This window comes from Rubrivivax sp. A210 (assembly GCF_904426505.1).
Lineage (GTDB): Bacteria > Pseudomonadota > Gammaproteobacteria > Burkholderiales > Burkholderiaceae_C > Rubrivivax.
This window is the reverse complement of record NZ_CAJGBN010000071.1, coordinates 68,803-85,785: the sequence shown is the minus strand read 5'-3', so window position 1 is coordinate 85,785 and position 16,983 is coordinate 68,803. Positions and strand designations below refer to the sequence as shown.

The following is a 16,983-nucleotide window of genomic DNA, read 5'->3' as shown; positions in this document are numbered from 1 at the left end:
AGGAGGGCCCTAGAGGCCGCCCTCCTAGAATGAACCATATGGCCAAGCCCGAATTCAGCTGCAGCGTGCGCGTGCAGTACCTGCCCGAGCAGTCGCACCCACCCGAGGGCCCCTATGCCTTTTCCTACACGGTGACCATACGCAACACCGGCGACATCGCGGCTCAGCTGGTGGCGCGGCACTGGGTTGTCACCGATGCCAACGGCCATGTCGAAGACGTGCGCGGCCTGGCCGTGGTGGGCCACCAGCCCCTGCTCAAGCCGGGCGACAACTTCGAGTACACGAGCTGGACGCGCATTGCCACGCCCCACGGCGCCATGCGCGGCACCTACTTCTGCATGACCGAGGAGGCGTGGCCCTTCGACGCCCCGGTGGCCGAGTTCGCGCTGGTCTTCCCCGGCGCTCTTCACTGATTCACTGAACGAAGATGGCGGCCGGCTGGGATCTCACCGCACTGGCCAATGCCGCCGACCCCAAGGCGCCGCCGCCCGAGCGCCACCTGTGGCTGGTGCGCTTGATGGAATGGCTGCGCCACGCGCCGCAGTCGGCCCTGCCGGCCGCAGCGACCGCTCAAGCCGAGCCGCAGCGCACGCCGCTGCCGGCCACGCGGCTGCGCCACCTGCTCAATCAGCTCGAGCGCCAGCAAGAGCTGGGTGAGCGCGTGCGAGGCGTCGCCCGGGCCTTCTGGGCCGAGATCGACGCCGCCGCGCTGCTGGCTGATTTCGGCTTCGGCGCTCGCCGCTCCTTCGGCAGTGAGCTGCTGCGCCGCATCCAGGCGCGGCTGCTGCCGGGCACGCCCGACACCATGGACCTGGCAGCGCTGTTCCGCCTGCTTTTCGAGCCCGGCGACGCGGCCTGGGTCGAGGCGCTGGACCGCGCCACGCTGGACCAGGCGGCGCGCCTGCTCGGGCCCGGGCCGGCCTTCGTGCAGGGGGCGCTGCTCGACGCCATCACCATCCTCGTCAGCACGGTGCAGGCGGCCGGCTATGCGCCGGCGCTGCGCCTGCGCATGGAGCCGGCGCTGCTGCGCGACGAGCCCTTCCGCCAGCTCAGCCACGCCGCCGACGCGCTGCGCACCGCGCTCACCGAAGGCCGCGCGGCTGACGCGCTGCAGGCCGCCGCCTACCTGCGCGCCCTGCTCGACCGCTGCCGCCGCGCCGCCGCCAGCGTGATGCCGCACCTCGAGCAGTACGGCGTCTCGGTCAACATCGTGTTCGACCTCGACCAGTTGCAGGGGCGCACTCTGCGCATCGAGCAGCTGGTCAACTGCGTGCTCGCGCCCGACCCGGTGGACGAGGGCCGGCGCCTGTGGCTGGAGCTGCTGCGCGCGCTGGCCGAGCAGAGCGGCCTGCGCGCGCTGCTGGCCCGCCACTACTCGCTGCTGGCCCGTCAGGTGGCCGAACGCAGCGCCGAGACCGGCGAGCACTACATCACGCGCAGCCGCGACGAGTACCGCGACATGCTGCGCCGCGCCGCCGGCGGCGGCGCCGTCATCGCCGGCACCACTTTTGCCAAGTTCGCCATCGCTGCCATCGGCCTGTCGGCCTTCTGGACCGGCTTCTGGTCGGGCGCCAACTACGCCGCCAGCTTCGTCGTCGTGATGCTGCTGCACTGGACGGTGGCGACCAAGCAGCCGGCGATGACGGCGCCGGCCATGGCCGCCTCGCTGCCGGTGGGCAGCGAGGCCGGCGACGCCGAGATCGAGGCCTTCGTCGACCGCGTGGCGCAGCTGATCCGCTCGCAGATGGCCGGCATCGTCGGCAATCTGCTGCTGTGCGGGCCGCTGGTGCTGGCGGTGCAGCTGGTGGCGGTAGCGGCCTTCGGCGTGCCGCTGGTGGGTGAGAAGGATGCGCATTACGTGCTGCACAGCCTCACGCTGCTGGGGCCGACGGCGCTCTATGCCGCCTTTACCGGCGTGCTGCTCTTTGCCAGCTCGCTGATCGCCGGCTGGGCCGAGAACTGGTTCGTCTTCCACCGCCTCGACAGCGCCCTGGCCTGGAACCCGCGCATCGTGGCCCGCCTGGGCGCGGCGCGGGCGCGGCGCTGGTCGGCTTGGTGGCGGCAGAACGTCTCGGGCGTGGCCGCCAATGTGTCGCTGGGCCTGATGCTGGGCCTGATGCCGGCGCTGCTGGGCTTCGTCGGCCTGCCCATCGAGGTGCGCCACGTCACGCTGTCCACCGGCCAGCTCGGCGCCGCGCTCGGCGCCCTGGGCTGGCAGCTGCTGGCCGAGCCGGCGTTCTGGTGGTGCGTGGCCGGCATCGCCGCCACCGGCGTGCTCAACCTGACGGTGAGCTTCTGGCTCGCCTTCCGCGTCGCCCTGCGCTCGCGCGGCGTGCGCCTGCACGACCGCGACCGCATCACCGCGGCGCTGTGGCGGCGGCTGCGGCGCGAGCCCGGCTCTTTTTTGCGGCCGCCGCGGGAGGCTTCCTAGTCGTCCTTGCCTTCCTTGCGTCTACCCGAGAACATCGTCCACCAGACGATGAAGACGAGGATGGCCAGGGCCAGCAGGGCTTCGAGGATCAGCAGGATCATCGCGGTTCGGCCCTCATCTCATACCGCGGCGACGACGCGGTCGCGGCCGTGGGTCTTGGCCTCGATCAGCGCCTGCTGGGCGCGCTCCAGGGTCTGCATCACGTTCTCGCCGGCGTGGTGCTCGGCCAGGCCGCCCGAGAGCGTCACGCCCAGGGCCTCGTCACCGTGCAGGATGCGCAGCGCGCCCACGCGCTGGTGCAGGCGCTCCAGGCCGCCGCGCGCCAGCGCCGCCCGCGTGTCCGACATCAGCAGCACGAATTCCTCGCCGCCCCAGCGCGCCAGCACGTCGGAGGCGCGCACATGGCGCAGCGCTTCCTGCGCGACGGCGCGGATCACGGCATCGCCGACGGCATAGCCGTGGCGCTCGTTGACCGGCTTGAAGCGGTCGATGTCGAGCACGGCGATGCAGAAGGTCTGGCCCGAGCGCACGCAGCGCTGGTGTTCCTGCTCCATCACCACCTGCATGTGGCGGCGGTTGACGAGGCCGGTGAGCTCGTCGCGCGTGGTGTGTTCGCGCAGCCGCGATAGCGCCTGGGCCAGTTCGGCGCGCTGCATGCGCGAGCGGTGGCGCAGGCGCGACAAGCGCCCGGCCAGCACCGACACCGCAGGCATCATGGTGGCGACGAGCAGGAAGTGGCCCAGCTCCAGCGCCGGCGGATAGGCCGCCGGGTCGCGCAGCGATTTCGTCAGCATGGTGGCGCCGAAGAGGGCCACGGCGTAGAGGCTGATCCAGCGCATCTCGCGCGGCGAGGCCGAGAACATGCCGAACATCAGGATCACCATCACGATGGGGAAGACGGCGCCGCGGCCGGCGCCCACCAGGGCGTAGGCGATGGCGCCGCTGGTGAGCGCGAACACCATCTGCGGCACGGTCAGCGAGGGCTCGTGCCAGCGCCGCGAGACGCCGCTGCGGATGAGCACGAAGAAGATCGCCATGCCGGCCAACGTGGCGGCCGACCAGAGGTTCACGGCTGCCGCCTTGGCCTGGCCTATCCACACGTAGTAGTGCATGGCGGCCACACCGGCCGTCAGCAGCAGCATCGCCAGCCCGGCCTGCGAAAGCCGCGCACGCTGCACCGGATCGGTGGTGAGCAGGGCGTCGAGCAGGCGGCTCATCGGTTACGGCAGGGGCTGGGTTGCGGCGAGGCGCGAGCGTAGCACCGGCGCCATCGCATCAGCAGCCGGCGCCCAGATGGCCCAGCGGCAGCGCCGCGCCGGCCTTGACCTCGCCCAGCGAAAAGCTGGTGTGCAAGTCCTTCACATTGGGCAGCTTGAACAGCACCTCCATCGCCAGGCGCGAGAAGGCGTCCAGATCGGTGGCCACCACATGCAGCTCGAAGGTGCCGGCGCCGCTGATGTAGTGGCAGGCCACAACCTCGGGGCGGGCGCGGATGGCGGCCTCCAGCGCGGCGGTGGCCTCGGCGTTGTTGCGTTCGGCGTCCACGCGCACGAAGGCCAGCACGCCCAGGCCGATGCGGCGGCGGTCGAGTTCGGCGCGGTAGCCGGTGATGAAGCCCTGGTCTTCGAGCTGCCGCACGCGGCGCCAGGTGGGCGCGGCCGAAAGGCCGATGCGCGCCGCCAACTCGGCATTGGACAGGCGGGCGTCGGCCTGCAGCTCGCGCAGGATGGCGATGTCGTAGCGGTCGAGCGTGGGAGCGGCAGGTGTGGCGGGCACAAGGGGTGTGGCCGCGGCAGGCGGTGGTGATCTGGTTTTCCCCAATTCAGGTCTTCTGGGCATGATCATCTCCTTTTTCTTAATTTTGGCGCAAGAAGCTTGCGCCATGGCCTGGATTCAGGGCATCGAAGGAAAAGACATATGCCGCCCGATTCCCTAAACTGCCCTTCTTCGCCGCCGGGCCCAGCCAGGAGTCGCCGCCATGAATGCCCCCCTGCCCGAGTCGATCCGCAAGGCGCTCGAAACCATCAGCCTCGACGACAAGTACGGCCTCGCCTCGGGCCGCGCCTTCATGAGCGGCGTGCAGGCCCTCGTGCGCCTGCCCATGCTGCAGCGCCAGCGCGATGCGCGCGCCGGGCTGGATACCGCCGGCTTCATCAGCGGCTACCGCGGCAGCCCGCTGGGCACCTATGACCAGGCGTTGTGGGCGGCCAAGAAGCATTTGGAAGAGAACCGCATCGTCTTCCAGCCCGGCGTCAACGAGGAACTGGCCGCCACCGCGGTCTGGGGCACGCAGCAGCTCGCGCTCTATCCGCAGGAGAAGACGGTCGACGGCGTGTTCGGCATCTGGTACGGCAAGGGTCCGGGCGTGGACCGCTGCAGCGATGTCTTCAAGCACGCCAACATGGCCGGCACCAGCCGCCACGGCGGCGTCATCGCCATCGCCGGCGACGACCATGTCGCCAAGAGCAGCACCGCGGCCCACCAAAGCGACCACATCTTCAAGGCCTGCGGCCTGCCGGTCTTCTTTCCGAGCAGCGTGCAGGACATCCTTGACATGGGCCTGCACGCCTTTGCGATGAGCCGCTTCTCGGGCGTGTGGAGCGGCATGAAGACCATCCAGGAGGTGGTGGAGTCCAGCGCCAGCGTCGCCGTCGACGCCGACCGCGTGCGCATCGTGCTGCCCGAGGATTTCGCGATGCCGCCCGGCGGCCTGCACATCCGCTGGCCCGATGCGCCGCTGGAGCAGGAGGCGCGGCTGATGGACTACAAGTGGTACGCAGCCCTGGCCTATGTGCGCGCCAACAGGCTCAACCACAACGTCATCGCCGGGCCGAATGATCGCTTCGGCATCATCGCCAGCGGCAAGGCCTTCAACGACACCCGCCAGGCCCTGGCCGACCTCGGCCTCGATGACGACACCTGTCGCGCCATCGGCCTGCGCCTGCACAAGGTGAACGTGGTGTGGCCGCTGGAAGCCACCATCACGCGTGACTTTGCACAGGGGCTGCAGGAGATCCTGGTGGTCGAGGAGAAGCGCCAGGTCATCGAATACCAGCTCAAGGAAGAGCTGTACAACTGGCGCCCTGATGTGCGCCCCAACGTGCTGGGCAAGTTCGACGAGCCCGAAAGCGGCAGCGGCGGTGAGTGGAGCCGGCCCAACCCCAGCGACAGCTGGCTGCTGCGCGCCAAGGCCGATCTCACGCCGGCCCTGATCGCCAAGGCCATCGCCAAGCGGCTGAAGAAGCTGGGCGTCTCGGCCGACATCGTGCGCCGCATGGACACGCGCCTGGCCGTCGTCGCCGCCCGCGAGGCCCAGCTGGCGGCGCTGAAGGTGGACACCGGCGACCGCGCGCCCTGGTTCTGCAGCGGCTGCCCGCACAACACCAGCACCCGCGTGCCCGAGGGCAGCCGGGCGCTGGCCGGCATCGGCTGCCACTACATGAGCGTGTGGATGGACCGCAGCACCAACACCTTCAGCCAGATGGGCGGCGAGGGCGTGGCCTGGGTCGGCCAGGCGCCGTTCACCAAGGCCGCCCATGTCTTCGCCAACCTGGGCGACGGCACCTACTTCCACAGCGGCATCCTCGCCATCCGCCAGAGCATTGCGGCCGGCGTCAACATCACCTACAAGCTGCTCTACAACGACGCCGTGGCAATGACCGGCGGCCAGCAGGTCGGCGAGCGGCCCGAAGGCCACAGCGTCATCCAGATCCACAAGAGCCTGCTCGCCGAGGGCGTGAAGAAGCTGGTGATCGTGAGCGACCAGCCCGAGAAGTACAAAGGCGTGGCGCTTGAGAGTGGCGTCACCGTGCACCACCGCGACGAGCTGGACGCCCTCCAGCGCCAGTTCCGCGAGCTGACGGGCGCCACGGTCATCATCTACGACCAGACCTGTGCCACCGAGAAACGCCGTCGCCGCAAGCGCGGCAAGCTGGCCGACCCGGAAAAGCGCGTCGTCATCAACGAACTGGTGTGCGAGGGCTGCGGCGACTGCAGCGTGCAGAGCAACTGCCTCAGCATCGAGCCGGTGGAGACCGAGTTCGGGCGCAAGCGGCGCATCAACCAGAACAGCTGCAACAAGGATTTCTCCTGCGTCAAGGGCTTCTGCCCCAGCTTCGTCACCGTCGAGGGCGGGCAGCTGAAGAAGCCCAGGAAAGAGCAGCGCGGCGACCTCGCGGCGCTGCCGCCGCTGCCCGAGCCGGTGATCCCGGTTGCAGAAACTGCCTGGGGCATCGTCGTCGGCGGCGTCGGCGGCACCGGCGTCATCACCATAGGCTCGCTGCTGGGCATGGCGGCCCATCTCGAAGGCAAGGGCGTGGTCACGCAGGACGCCGGGGGCCTGGCGCAGAAGGGCGGCGCCACCTGGAGCCATATCCAGATCGCCAACCGGCCCGAGGCCATCCACACCACCAAGGTCGACACCGCCCAGGCCGATCTGGTGATCGCCTGCGACGGCATCGTGGGTGCCATGAAGTACACGCTCACGGTGATGCAGCAGGGCCGCACCTTCGTCGCCCTCAACACCCACGGCACGCCGACCGCGGCCTTCGTGAAGAACCCCGACTGGGTGGCGCCGGGCGGCAACTGCGAGGCCGCCATCCGCGCCAGCGTGGGCGATGCGCTGGTCGGTGCTTTCGACGCCGAGCAGGTGGCGCAGGCCATGCTGGGCGACAGCATCTACACCAACCCGCTGATGCTGGGCTATGCCTGGCAGCAGGGCCGGCTGCCGCTGTCGCGGGCGGCGCTGATGCGCGCCATCGAGCTCAACGGCGTGCAGGCCGAGAACAACAAGGCCGCCTTCGAATGGGGCCGGCGCTGCGCCCATGACCTGGCCGCCGTGCAGGCCCTGTTCAAGGCGCAGAACGTGATCCAGTTCGTGCGCCGACCGGGCCTGGACGAAACCATCGCCAGCCGCGTCGCCTTTCTCACTGCCTACCAGGACGCGGCCTATGCGGCGCGCTACCAGGCCACGGTCGAGCAGGTGCGCGCGGCCGAGGCGCGCGCCTGCGGCAGTGCCGGCGCCTTGAGCGATGCGGTGGCGCGCGGCCTCTTCAAGCTGATGGCCTACAAGGACGAGTACGAGGTCGCGCGCCTGCACACCGACGCCGCCTTCACCGACAAGATCGCGGCCCTGTTCGAGGGCGACTACAAGCTCGTCCACCACCTCGCGCCGCCGGCCACCGCGAAGAAGGACGCCCAGGGCCACGGCCTCAAGCAGGCCTACGGGCCCTGGATGCGCAGCGCCTTCACCCTGCTGGCGCGCATGAAGGGCCTGCGCGGCGGCCCGCTGGACATCTTCGGCCGCAGCGCCGAGCGCCGCATGGAGCGCGCGCTCATCGAGGAATACCGCGCCTGCATCGAAGGCCTGCTGCCGGCGCTGCAAGTCGACAACCGCGCGCTGGCGGCCGAGATCGCGCGCATCCCTGAAGAGATCCGCGGTTACGGCCACGTCAAGGAGCACCACCTCGCCGCGGCGCGCACCAAGTGGAACGCCCTGATGGAGCGCTGGCGCGCCGGCGCGGTGAAGCAGGCGGCGTGAACGTGGCGGCGCTGGACTGGTCGGCTCTGCTGCGCGCAGCCAGCGCCTGCGATGAATCAGCGCGCCTGCCCTTCCGCGTCGACGGACGCCGGGTCGGCTCGGTGGCTCGCGCCCACCTGCCGGCGCTGCGCGCCTGGCCGCAGTGGCTGGCGGTCGGCGCCGACGTCAATCTGATCGCTTCCGAGCGCGACGCCGCGCTGGCCGCCATGCACGCCGCGCTGCGCGAGCAAGGGCTGATCGTGGCCTGGCGCGACGAGGCCTTTCCGCTCTTCGACCCCGAGACGCGCATGCCGCTGGCGCTGATGGAACGTGCCGCTGCGCGCTTCTGGGGCACGCTGACCCTTGGCGCTCACGCCAACGGGTTTCTTGCCGGCGCGGGTGGCCGGCCCAGCCATCTCTGGATCGCCCAGCGCTCGCCGCACAAGGCCACCGACCCCGGCTGCTTCGACAACCTCATCGGCGGCGGCGTGGCCGCCGGCCAAAGCCCCTGGCAGGCCCTGGTGCGCGAGGGCTTTGAAGAAGCCGGCCTGAGCCCGGACCAGATGGCTGTTGCCCGCGCCGGCCGCGTGATCCGGCTTCGGCGCGACATCCCCGAAGGCCTTCAACTCGAAGACCTGCACAGTTGGGACCTCGCCCTGCCCGAAGGTGTAGCGCCCAGCAACCAGGACGGCGAGGTCGCCGGCTTCACGCTGATGACGGTGGACGAGGCCCTGGCCCTGGCCGCCGGCGGCAGGATGACGGTGGACGCCGCCCTCGTGACCCTGGACTTCGGCCTTCGCCACGGCCTGCTGGCGCCGGCCGAGAGCGAGGCACTGGCCGGAAGATTGTTCGGCTGCGCTGTCTGACGCCATCAAAGGCATTGAACGGAGGGGCGTGCAGCGGCCGGGATACTGCGTCCCGTGACGACCCACTCCACCCCCATTCAGCGCTATGACGGCGTTGCCATCGCGGCCCACTGGCTGCTGGCTCTGCTGATCATCGGCAATCTCGCGCTCGGCGTGTACATGCACGACTTGCCGCTGACTCCGGCGCGTTTGAAACTTTTCAACTATCACAAATGGGCCGGCGTCATGGTGCTGGCGCTGTCGGCGCTGCGCCTGCTGTGGCGTCTCACCCACCGCCCGCCCGCCGAGCCGGCCATGCCGGCCTGGCAGGCCCACGCAGCGCAGGCCGTACACCTGCTGCTCTACGTAAGCTTCTTTGCCCTGCCGCTGTCGGGCTGGGCCTACAGCTCGGCGTCTGGCTTTCCCATCGTGCTCTTCGGCGTGCTGCCCCTGCCTGACTTCGTAGGCCCCGACCGCGCCCTGGCCGACAGCTTCAAGCTGCTGCACAAGCTGCTCGCCTTCGGCCTGGCCGGCCTGGTGGCGCTGCATGTGGCCGCCGCGCTCAAGCACCAGTTCTTCGACGGCGACGGCCTGCTTCTGCGCATGCTGCCTGGCCGCCGCTCCCGCTGAATCTTCCGAAGCATCGCCATGAACACCTCATTCCGCACGGTCTTCCGTCATCTCCCGCTGGCCCTGCTGACCGCCGCCACGCTGGCCCAGGCCCAGCCCAAGCAGGCCCAGCTGAATGCCGCCGGCAGCGAGATCGCCTTCATCACGCGCCAGATGGGCGTGCCGGTGGAGGGCAAGTTCGGCAAGTTCGCGGCCCAGATCGCGCTCGACCCCAAGAAGCCCGAGACCGGCAGCGTCAGCTTCAGCATCGAGACCGGCAGTGCCCGCTTCGGCAGCCCCGATGTCGATGTCGAGGTGCCCAAGCCCACCTGGCTCAACGTCGCCAAGTTCCCGCAGGCCAGCTTCCAGTCCAGCGCCATCAAGGCCGCCGGCCCCGGCAAGTTCGAGGTCGCCGGCAAGCTCAGCATCAAGGGCAGCACGCGGGACATCGTGGTGCCGGTGCAGCTGACGCAATCGGGTGCCACCAGCACCGCCAGCGGTGCCTTCACGATCAAGCGCCTCGATTTCAAGGTGGGTGACGGCGATTGGGCCGACACCTCGATGCTGGCCAACGACATCCAGGTGCGCTTCAAGCTGCAGCTGGGTGGCCTGGGCCCGCTTTGACGCTTTCTTCCCCTCCCTCGCAACAACCCCCTCCAGGAGTGTTTTCCATGAAGTCCTTCTTCGCCCTCACCGCCCTTGCCGCCCTCTGCGCCGCCGCCGTGCCCGCCATGGCCGCCGCCGACACCTACGCCATCGACCCGACGCACACCTTCGTCACCTTCGAAGTGCCGCACTTCGGCACCTCCACCAACCGCGGCCGCTTCGACAAGAAGGAAGGCTCGGTGCAGTTCGATCGCGCCGGCAAGTCGGGCAAGGTCGAGATCACCATCGACGCCACCTCCATCAACACCGGCACGGCGCAGTTCAACGGCCACCTGCAGTCGGCCGATTTCTTCGACACCAAGAAGCACGCCACCATCAAGTTCGTCGGCGACAAGTTCAGCTTCAATGGCGACAAGGTCACCGAAGTGGCCGGCACGCTGACGCTGCTGGGCAAGACCGGGCCGGTGGTGCTCAAGGCCACCAACTTCAACTGCTACCCCAACCCCATGCTCAAGCGCGAGGTCTGCGGCGGCGACTTCGAGACCACCGTCACGCGCAGCAAGTTCGGCATGAACTGGGGCCTGGACATGGGCGTGCCCGACGCCGTGCGCCTGGTGATCCAGGTCGAAGCCGTCAAGCAGTAAGCGGGGCACGCGAGCGCGCCCCGTCGCGCTCGGGCACCATGGGGCATGAAAATGCCCTTTGCCTTCCCCCGACGCCCGGCCCTGAGCCGGGCGTTTGTGCTTTTGTCGGTCGCCTGCGTGGCGCCGCCAGCGCCGGCCGAGCCGGCGATTTACACGCTCGACCCCGCGCACAGCTGGGTCACCTTCGAGGTGATGCACTTCGCCACCTCCACCATCCGTGGTCGCATCGGGCCGGTCCAGGGCCAGGTGACGCTGGACCGCGCCGCCGGCCGCGGCGAGGTGAGCCTGGTCATCCCGACCGCCACCGTCGACGCCGGCTTCCCGTTCTTCAACGCCCGCCTGCGCCAGGCCGACCTGCTGGCCAGCGCCGAGTTTCCCGACGCCTATTTCGTCGCGACGCGTTTCCGCTTTGAAAGCGGCCGCGTCGCCGAGGTGCGCGGCGAGTTCACGCTGCGCGGCGTGAGCCAACCGCTGTCGCTGGTGGCCGCGCACTACGCCTGCCGCAACGATGAGCAGGGCGCGGAGGTCTGCGGCGGCGATTTCGAGGGCGAGGTCTTGCGCAGCGAGTTCGGCGCCAGTTTCGGCCTGCCCCTTGTCGGCGACCGCGTGCGCCTGCGCGTGCAGGTCGAGGGCCGACGGCGCCCTTGAGCGGCGATTAGGCGCGCCGCGGTCAGTTCTGCTTCGACCGTGTCGGCCCCGCGCGTGCGGGAGTCGGGGCCGCCGTCCGGGGGAAACACCGACTTGCGGCCTCGTGATGCGCTGGCAATAGTCCGATGGTCGAACTTCGCCCGGACGCCGTCTGCGTGAAGGCGCACCACACCCGCACCGCTGGAGACCCCGCATGAACAAGACCACGACGCCGGCCCCGCGCCGCCGCTTCCTGAAATCCGCCACCGCGGGTGCCGTCGGCGCCGGCGCGATGGTGGCGCCCGCCATCGTCAGCGCCCAGTCGCCGACCAGCATGCGCTGGCAGAGCACCTGGCCCTCGAAGGACATCTTCCACGAGTACGCGCTCGATTTCGCCAAGAAGGTCAACGACATGACCGGCGGCGAACTCAAGATCGAGGTGCTGCCCGCCGGCGCCGTGGTGCCGGCCTTCGGCCTGCTCGAGGCGGTGGCCAAGGGCACGCTGGACGGCGGTCACGGCGTGCTGGGCTACCACTACGGCAAGCAGAACGCGCTGGCGCTGTGGAACTCGGGCCCCGCCTTCGGCATGGACGCCAACATGCTGTTGTCCTGGCACAAGTACGGCGGCGGCAAGGAACTGCTGGCCAAGCTCTACGCCTCCATCGGCATCACCACGGTGCAGTCGTTTCTCTACGGCCCGATGGCCACCCAGCCGCTGGGCTGGTTCAAGAAGCCCATCACCAAGCCCGAAGACTTCAAGGGCCTGAAGTTCCGCACCAACGGCCTCGCCATCGACCTCTTCACCGCCATGGGTGCAGCCGTCAACGCGCTGCCTGGCGGCGAGATCGTGCCGGCCATGGACCGCGGCCTGCTCGATGCGGCCGAGTTCAACAACGCCACCTCCGACCGCCTGCTCGGCTTCCCCGACGTGAGCAAGATCTGCATGCTGCAGAGCTACCACCAGAGCGCCGAGACCTTCGAGATCATGTTCAACAAGCCCAAGTACGACGCCCTGCCCGAGAAGATGCGGGCTGTCATCGCCGGCGCGGTCGAGGCGGCCTCGGCCGACATGTCGTGGAAATCGATTGACCGTTACTCCAAGGACTATGTCGAGTTGAAGGGCAAGGACAAGGTCAAGTTCTACAAGACGCCCGACTCGGTGCTGCAGGTCCAACTCAAGCTGTGGTCGGCCATCCTGGAGAAGAAGTCGTCCGAGAACGCGCTGTTCAAGGAGATCGTCGAGTCGCAGAAGGCCTTTGCCGAGCGCGCCGTGGCCTGGGAGCAGGACACCTTCGTCAGCCGCCGCATGGCCGTGGGCCACTTCTTCGGCGCGCCCAAGAAGGCCTGATTCCGCGCTGACATCCTGCGGCCGTCCGGGCACCTCCGGATGGCCGCTTTTCTTGATCGGGCCATCGATGCAGAAATTGCTGCTTAAAGTCGACCAGCTGAGCACCCTCGTCGGCCACGCGTTCTCGTGGCTGATCGTCACGCTCACCTTGCAGATCAGCTGGGAGGTCTTCTCGCGCTACGTGCTCGATGCGCCTCACTCCTGGTCCTTCGACGTCATGATCCAGCAGTACGGCACGCTGTTCATGATGGCCGGCGCCTACACCCTGTCCAAGAACGGCCATGTGCGCGGCGACGTGCTCTACAGCTTCTTCGAGCCGCGCACCCAGGCCACGGTGGACCTGATCCTGTACTTCCTGTTCTTCCTGCCCGGCGTGTTCGCGCTCACCTGGGCCGGCTATTTCTACGCCGCCGAGGCCTGGGCCATCCAGGAGCATTCCAACGTCACCTCCGACGGCCCGCCCATCTATCCCTTCAAGACCATGCTGCCGCTGGCCGGCGGCTTCCTGCTGCTGCAAGGGGTGATCGAGATCATCCGCTGCACCATCTGCATCCGCCAGGGCGACTGGCCGTCGCGCGAGCAGGACGTGGAGGAGGTCGACGTCGACAAGCTCAAGGAGATGGTGCATGTGAAGGACGAAGACATCGAGGGTCTCGACAAGTTCGTCGTGCAGCAGGAGGGTGCGCGATGAAGATACGCAAGGAGTTGTGGTTCGGCTTTTCGCTGATGGCGATCATCCTGACCACGGTGCTGATCTTCACGCCCTGGGCCGGTTTCTTCGACGGCCAGCTGAACCGCGAAGACCTGGGCGCCCTGGGCCTGTTGATGCTGGCGCTGATCGTGGTGGCCATCATGCTGGGCTTCCCCACGGCGTTCACGCTGATGGGCATGGGCATGGTCTTCGGCTGGATTGCCTACCGCAGCGTCAACCCCGAGCTGGCCACGCGCCAGATCCTCGACCTGATGGTGCAGCGCGCCTACTCGGTGATGAGCAACGACGTGCTCATCGCCATCCCGCTCTTCGTCTTCATGGGCTACCTGGTCGAGCGCGCCAACCTGATCGAAAAGCTGTTCAAGAGCCTGCATCTGGCGCTGGCCCAGGTGCCCGGCGCGCTGGCGGTGGCCACCATCGTCACCTGCGCCATCTTCGCCACCGCCACCGGCATCGTGGGCGCGGTGGTCACGCTGATGGGCCTGCTGGCACTGCCGGCCATGCTGCGCGCCGGCTACAGCGTGCAGCTGGCCGCCGGTGCCATCACCGCCGGCGGCTGCCTGGGCATCCTGATCCCGCCCTCGGTGCTGCTCATCGTCTATGGCGCCACCGCCGGCGTCTCGGTGGTCAAGCTCTACGCCGGCGCCTTCTTCCCCGGCGTCATGCTGGCGGCGCTGTACGTGGGCTACGTCATCATCCTCGCCAAGTGGAAGCCGCATCTGGCGCCGCCGCTGCCGTCGCAGGAGCGCCTGGTGGCGCTGCCGCCCCTGGCCGCGCGCCTGAGCGCAAGCGGCGGTCACCGCAACGCGCTGGCGGGGCTGGGCGTGGCGCTGCGCGACGCGTCGCTGCCGCGCGCCAAGGTGGGCGGGCAGCTGATGATTGCGCTGCTGCCGGCCTTGTCCATCGCGGCCCTGCTGGGCCTGATGTACCTGGGCAGTACGGCGCCCGTGGCCGCGGTGGACACTGCCGGCCTGGTGCAGGCCGGCGGTGCCTTGGGCGCCGACGAGCCGGCCGCGGCCGAGTCCGGCGGCCTGAGCGAGCCGCCACAGGAAGCCGGTGGCCTGAGCGAACCGCCGCGGGAGTCCGGCGGCCTGAGCGAACCGCCGCGGGAGTCCGGCGGCCTGAGCGAACCGCCCGCGGCCGATGGTGCGGCTTCGGCGGCGCCCGCAGCTGCGGAGCCTGCCGCGGCGGTAGCGCCCACCGCTGCCGCACCGGCCGCGCCCGCACCCCCACCGCCCGCCGAACGCGTGCCCGCACCCACCTGGTACTGGGTGGTCTTCGGCGTGGGCATGACCGCCCTGGCACTGGTGAGCTGGACGATGAACTGGCAACGGCTCGAGATCTTCAAGATGCTGCTGGAGTCCTTCTTCCCGCTGGCCATACTGATCCTGGCCGTGCTCGGGTCCATCGTCTTCGGTCTGGCCACGCCCACCGAAGCGGCAGCGGTGGGGGCCTTCGGCGGTGTGCTGCTGGCTGGCGCCTACCGCTACGTGGCGGCGCGCTCGGCGGGTGGCGGTGCGGCCGCCAAGACGCTGCGCGAGCTGGGCGGCATCGTCAAGGAGTCGTCCTTCCTCACCGCCAAGACCAGCGCCATGGTGTGCTGGCTGTTCGTGGGTTCGTCCATCTTCTCGGCCGCCTTCGCGCTGCTGGGCGGCCAGGATCTGATCGAGCGCTGGGTGCTGTCGCTGGGGCTGACGACGCTGCAGTTCATGCTGCTGTCGCAGTTCATCATCTTCATCCTGGGCTGGCCGCTGGAATGGACCGAGATCATCGTGATCTTCATGCCCATCTTCATCCCGCTGCTGGCCAAGTTCAATGTCGACCCGCTGTTCTTCGGCCTGCTGGTGGCGCTGAACCTGCAGACCGCCTTCCTGAGCCCGCCGGTGGCGATGGCGGCCTTCTATCTGAAGGGGGTGTCGCCGCGGCATGTGACGCTGAACCAGATCTTCGCCGGCATGCTGCCCTTCATGGGCATACAGGTGCTGGCGCTGGCGCTGCTGTACATCTTCCCGCAGATCGGCATGTGGCTGCCGCAGACGCTGTACAAGTAGGAGAAAGGCCCGCCGCTTCGATGCGGCGGGCCCTTGGCATTGCCTCTTGAGCCCTGGGCGCAAGGCCCGGGGATGCGGCGCGGGTTCAGGCGGCGAAATCGCGCCCGAGGGCGAAGACCGAGTTTGGTGCCATCACGCGCAGGCGCTTGGTTGCCGGGCGCCGGGCCGAGGGTGCAGGCGGTGGCGTGGCCGGGGTGGCGCCCTGGGCTATCTGCTCCTGCACCAGTTCGGCCAGCAGGATGGTGGACATGTGGTCCAGCATCACCAGCTGCATGCGCCGCCAGAGCGCGGCGCTGGGGTCGGGGGTCTCCTGAGGCGCTTCCTGCATGGGGTCGTCAACGGCGCGCACGACCTGGCCGATGTTGATCTGGTCGGCGGGCCGACCCAGGGTGTAGCCGCCGCCCGGCCCGCGCGTGCTCTCGACCACGCCGTCGCGGCGCAGCGCGCTGAAAAGCTGTTCGAGATAGGACAGCGAAATCTGCTGGCGCTGGGCGATGGACGCGAGCGCCACCGGTCCGGCTGGCTCGCGCAGGGCGAGATCGATGAGGGCGTTGACGGCATACCGGCCCTTGGTACTCATGCGCATGGCGAGGCTCCCTGGATACTTCGAAGCGAAAAACAGCGAGAAATCTAGGGCCTTTGCCGATTCGCGTAAATTCGAAATTTGAACGAAGTCATATCGCATAAACCGCAACGTGAACTTCAAGCACCTCTACTATTTCTGGGTGGCAGCTCGGGCTGGCGGGGTGGTGCGCGCCGGTGAGCAGTTGCACACCACGCCGCAGACGCTTTCGGGCCAGATCAAGCTGCTCGAACAGCGCCTGGGCCGGCGCCTGTTCAAGCGCAGCGGTCGCAACCTCGAGCTCACCGCCGACGGCCGCGTTGCCCTGCGCTATGCCGACGAGATCTTCGCCCTCGGCGGCGAGCTCGAGGCGGCGATGAGCGCCGCGCGCAGCGGCGCACAACAGACGCTGGAGTTCCGCGTCGGCCTTGAGGACGCGGTGCCCAAGTCGGTGGCCTACCGCCTGCTGGAGCCTGCGCTGGGCGTGGCCGAGTCGGTGCGGCTGATCTGCATCGAGGGCACTTTCGACAACCTGCTGGCGCAGCTGGCGCTGCACCGGGTCGACCTCGTCATCGCCGACGAGCCGTTGACGCCGCGCTTCAGCATCAAGGCCTTCAACCACGAGCTCGGGCGTTCGACGATGACGGTCTTCGGCGCCCCCGCCCTGTGCCGCTCGCTGCTCGGCGACTTCCCCGCCTGCCTGGACGGCGCACCCATGCTGATGCCGGGCGCCACCTCGTCGATGCGGCCCCAGGTCGAGGCCTGGCTGATGCGCCACCGCCTGCAGCCGCGCATCGTGGGCGAGTTCGATGACGGCGCGCTGATGAAGGCCTTCGGCCGCGAGGGCCGTGGCGTTTTCATCTCGCCCACGGTGGTGGAGGCCGAGACCGTGGCGCAATACGGCGTGCAGGTCCTGGGCCGCAGCGACGAGCTGGTCGACCGCTTCTACGCCATCTCGGTCGAGCGCCGCATCACCCATCCCTGCGTCGTCGCGATCACGCAGTCGGCGCGCGGCGAACTCTTCGGCTGA

General features: G+C 69.0%; 15 protein-coding genes. 12 read left to right on the top strand and 3 right to left on the bottom strand.

Features of this window, described 5'->3' with window-relative positions; all coding sequences use genetic code 11:
- Positions 1-38: 38 nt before the first annotated feature.
- Both apaG and JMV16_RS22635 read left to right on the top strand, forming a co-directional pair.
- Positions 39-413 (top strand): Co2+/Mg2+ efflux protein ApaG, encoded by a 375-nt coding sequence (gene apaG / locus JMV16_RS22640; protein ID WP_201496587.1) that lies wholly within the window; start codon positions 39-41, stop codon positions 411-413.
- 14 nt (positions 414-427) lie between these two features.
- On the top strand, positions 428-2,431 hold the full coding sequence (locus JMV16_RS22635; protein WP_201496586.1) for a site-specific recombinase: 2,004 nt from the start codon (positions 428-430) through the stop codon (positions 2,429-2,431).
- 119 nt (positions 2,432-2,550) lie between these two features.
- On the opposite strand, the gene JMV16_RS22630 is transcribed toward JMV16_RS22635, so the two are convergent.
- On the bottom strand, positions 2,551-3,648 hold the full coding sequence (locus tag JMV16_RS22630) for a diguanylate cyclase (protein ID WP_201496585.1): 1,098 nt from the start codon (positions 3,646-3,648) through the stop codon (positions 2,551-2,553).
- 58 nt (positions 3,649-3,706) lie between these two features.
- The gene (locus tag JMV16_RS22625) at positions 3,707-4,270 is read right to left on the bottom strand and encodes an Lrp/AsnC family transcriptional regulator (RefSeq protein WP_201496584.1); all 564 of its coding nucleotides are present in this window, start codon (positions 4,268-4,270) and stop codon (positions 3,707-3,709) included.
- Between the two features lie 139 nt (positions 4,271-4,409).
- Between JMV16_RS22625 and JMV16_RS22620 the strand changes: the two genes are divergently transcribed.
- The 9 genes from JMV16_RS22620 (at position 4,410) to JMV16_RS22580 (ending at position 15,391) form a co-directional block, all read left to right on the top strand.
- Positions 4,410-7,970, top strand: coding sequence for an indolepyruvate ferredoxin oxidoreductase family protein (locus tag JMV16_RS22620; protein ID WP_201496583.1), 3,561 nt, complete (start codon positions 4,410-4,412; stop codon positions 7,968-7,970).
- Positions 7,916-8,815 carry an NUDIX hydrolase gene (locus JMV16_RS22615; protein ID WP_236580667.1) on the top strand — a complete coding sequence of 300 codons (900 nt, stop codon included), beginning with the start codon at positions 7,916-7,918 and terminating at the stop codon, positions 8,813-8,815. The genes JMV16_RS22620 and JMV16_RS22615 overlap by 55 nt, the downstream gene beginning before the upstream one ends.
- A gap of 54 nt (positions 8,816-8,869) precedes the next feature.
- Positions 8,870-9,424 (top strand): cytochrome b, encoded by a 555-nt coding sequence (locus JMV16_RS22610; RefSeq protein ID WP_201496582.1) that lies wholly within the window; start codon positions 8,870-8,872, stop codon positions 9,422-9,424.
- An 18-nt stretch (positions 9,425-9,442) separates the two neighbouring features.
- Positions 9,443-10,027, top strand: a complete 585-nt coding sequence (locus JMV16_RS22605) for a YceI family protein (protein ID WP_201496581.1) — start codon at positions 9,443-9,445, stop codon at positions 10,025-10,027.
- 47 nt (positions 10,028-10,074) lie between these two features.
- Positions 10,075-10,653: a YceI family protein gene (locus tag JMV16_RS22600; RefSeq protein WP_201496580.1), complete on the top strand. Its 579-nt coding sequence runs from the start codon at positions 10,075-10,077 to the stop codon at positions 10,651-10,653.
- Between the two features lie 96 nt (positions 10,654-10,749).
- The gene (locus JMV16_RS22595) at positions 10,750-11,301 is read left to right on the top strand and encodes a YceI family protein (protein ID WP_236580666.1); all 552 of its coding nucleotides are present in this window, start codon (positions 10,750-10,752) and stop codon (positions 11,299-11,301) included.
- 193 nt (positions 11,302-11,494) lie between these two features.
- Positions 11,495-12,628, top strand: a complete 1,134-nt coding sequence (locus JMV16_RS22590; RefSeq protein ID WP_201496579.1) for a TRAP transporter substrate-binding protein — start codon at positions 11,495-11,497, stop codon at positions 12,626-12,628.
- 67 nt (positions 12,629-12,695) lie between these two features.
- On the top strand, positions 12,696-13,319 hold the full coding sequence (locus JMV16_RS22585; RefSeq protein ID WP_201496578.1) for a TRAP transporter small permease subunit: 624 nt from the start codon (positions 12,696-12,698) through the stop codon (positions 13,317-13,319).
- Positions 13,316-15,391 (top strand): TRAP transporter large permease subunit, encoded by a 2,076-nt coding sequence (locus JMV16_RS22580; protein WP_236580665.1) that lies wholly within the window; start codon positions 13,316-13,318, stop codon positions 15,389-15,391. Before JMV16_RS22585 ends, JMV16_RS22580 begins: the two co-directional genes overlap by 4 nt.
- An 85-nt stretch (positions 15,392-15,476) precedes the next feature.
- Here the strand turns inward: JMV16_RS22580 and JMV16_RS22575 are convergent, their stop codons facing one another.
- Positions 15,477-15,977 (bottom strand): Rrf2 family transcriptional regulator, encoded by a 501-nt coding sequence (locus JMV16_RS22575; RefSeq protein ID WP_201496577.1) that lies wholly within the window; start codon positions 15,975-15,977, stop codon positions 15,477-15,479.
- A gap of 109 nt (positions 15,978-16,086) precedes the next feature.
- Here JMV16_RS22575 and nhaR point away from each other — a divergent pair, with 109 nt between their 5' ends.
- Entirely contained in the window at positions 16,087-16,983 is an 897-nt protein-coding gene (gene nhaR, locus JMV16_RS22570) for a transcriptional activator NhaR (RefSeq protein ID WP_201496576.1), read from the top strand.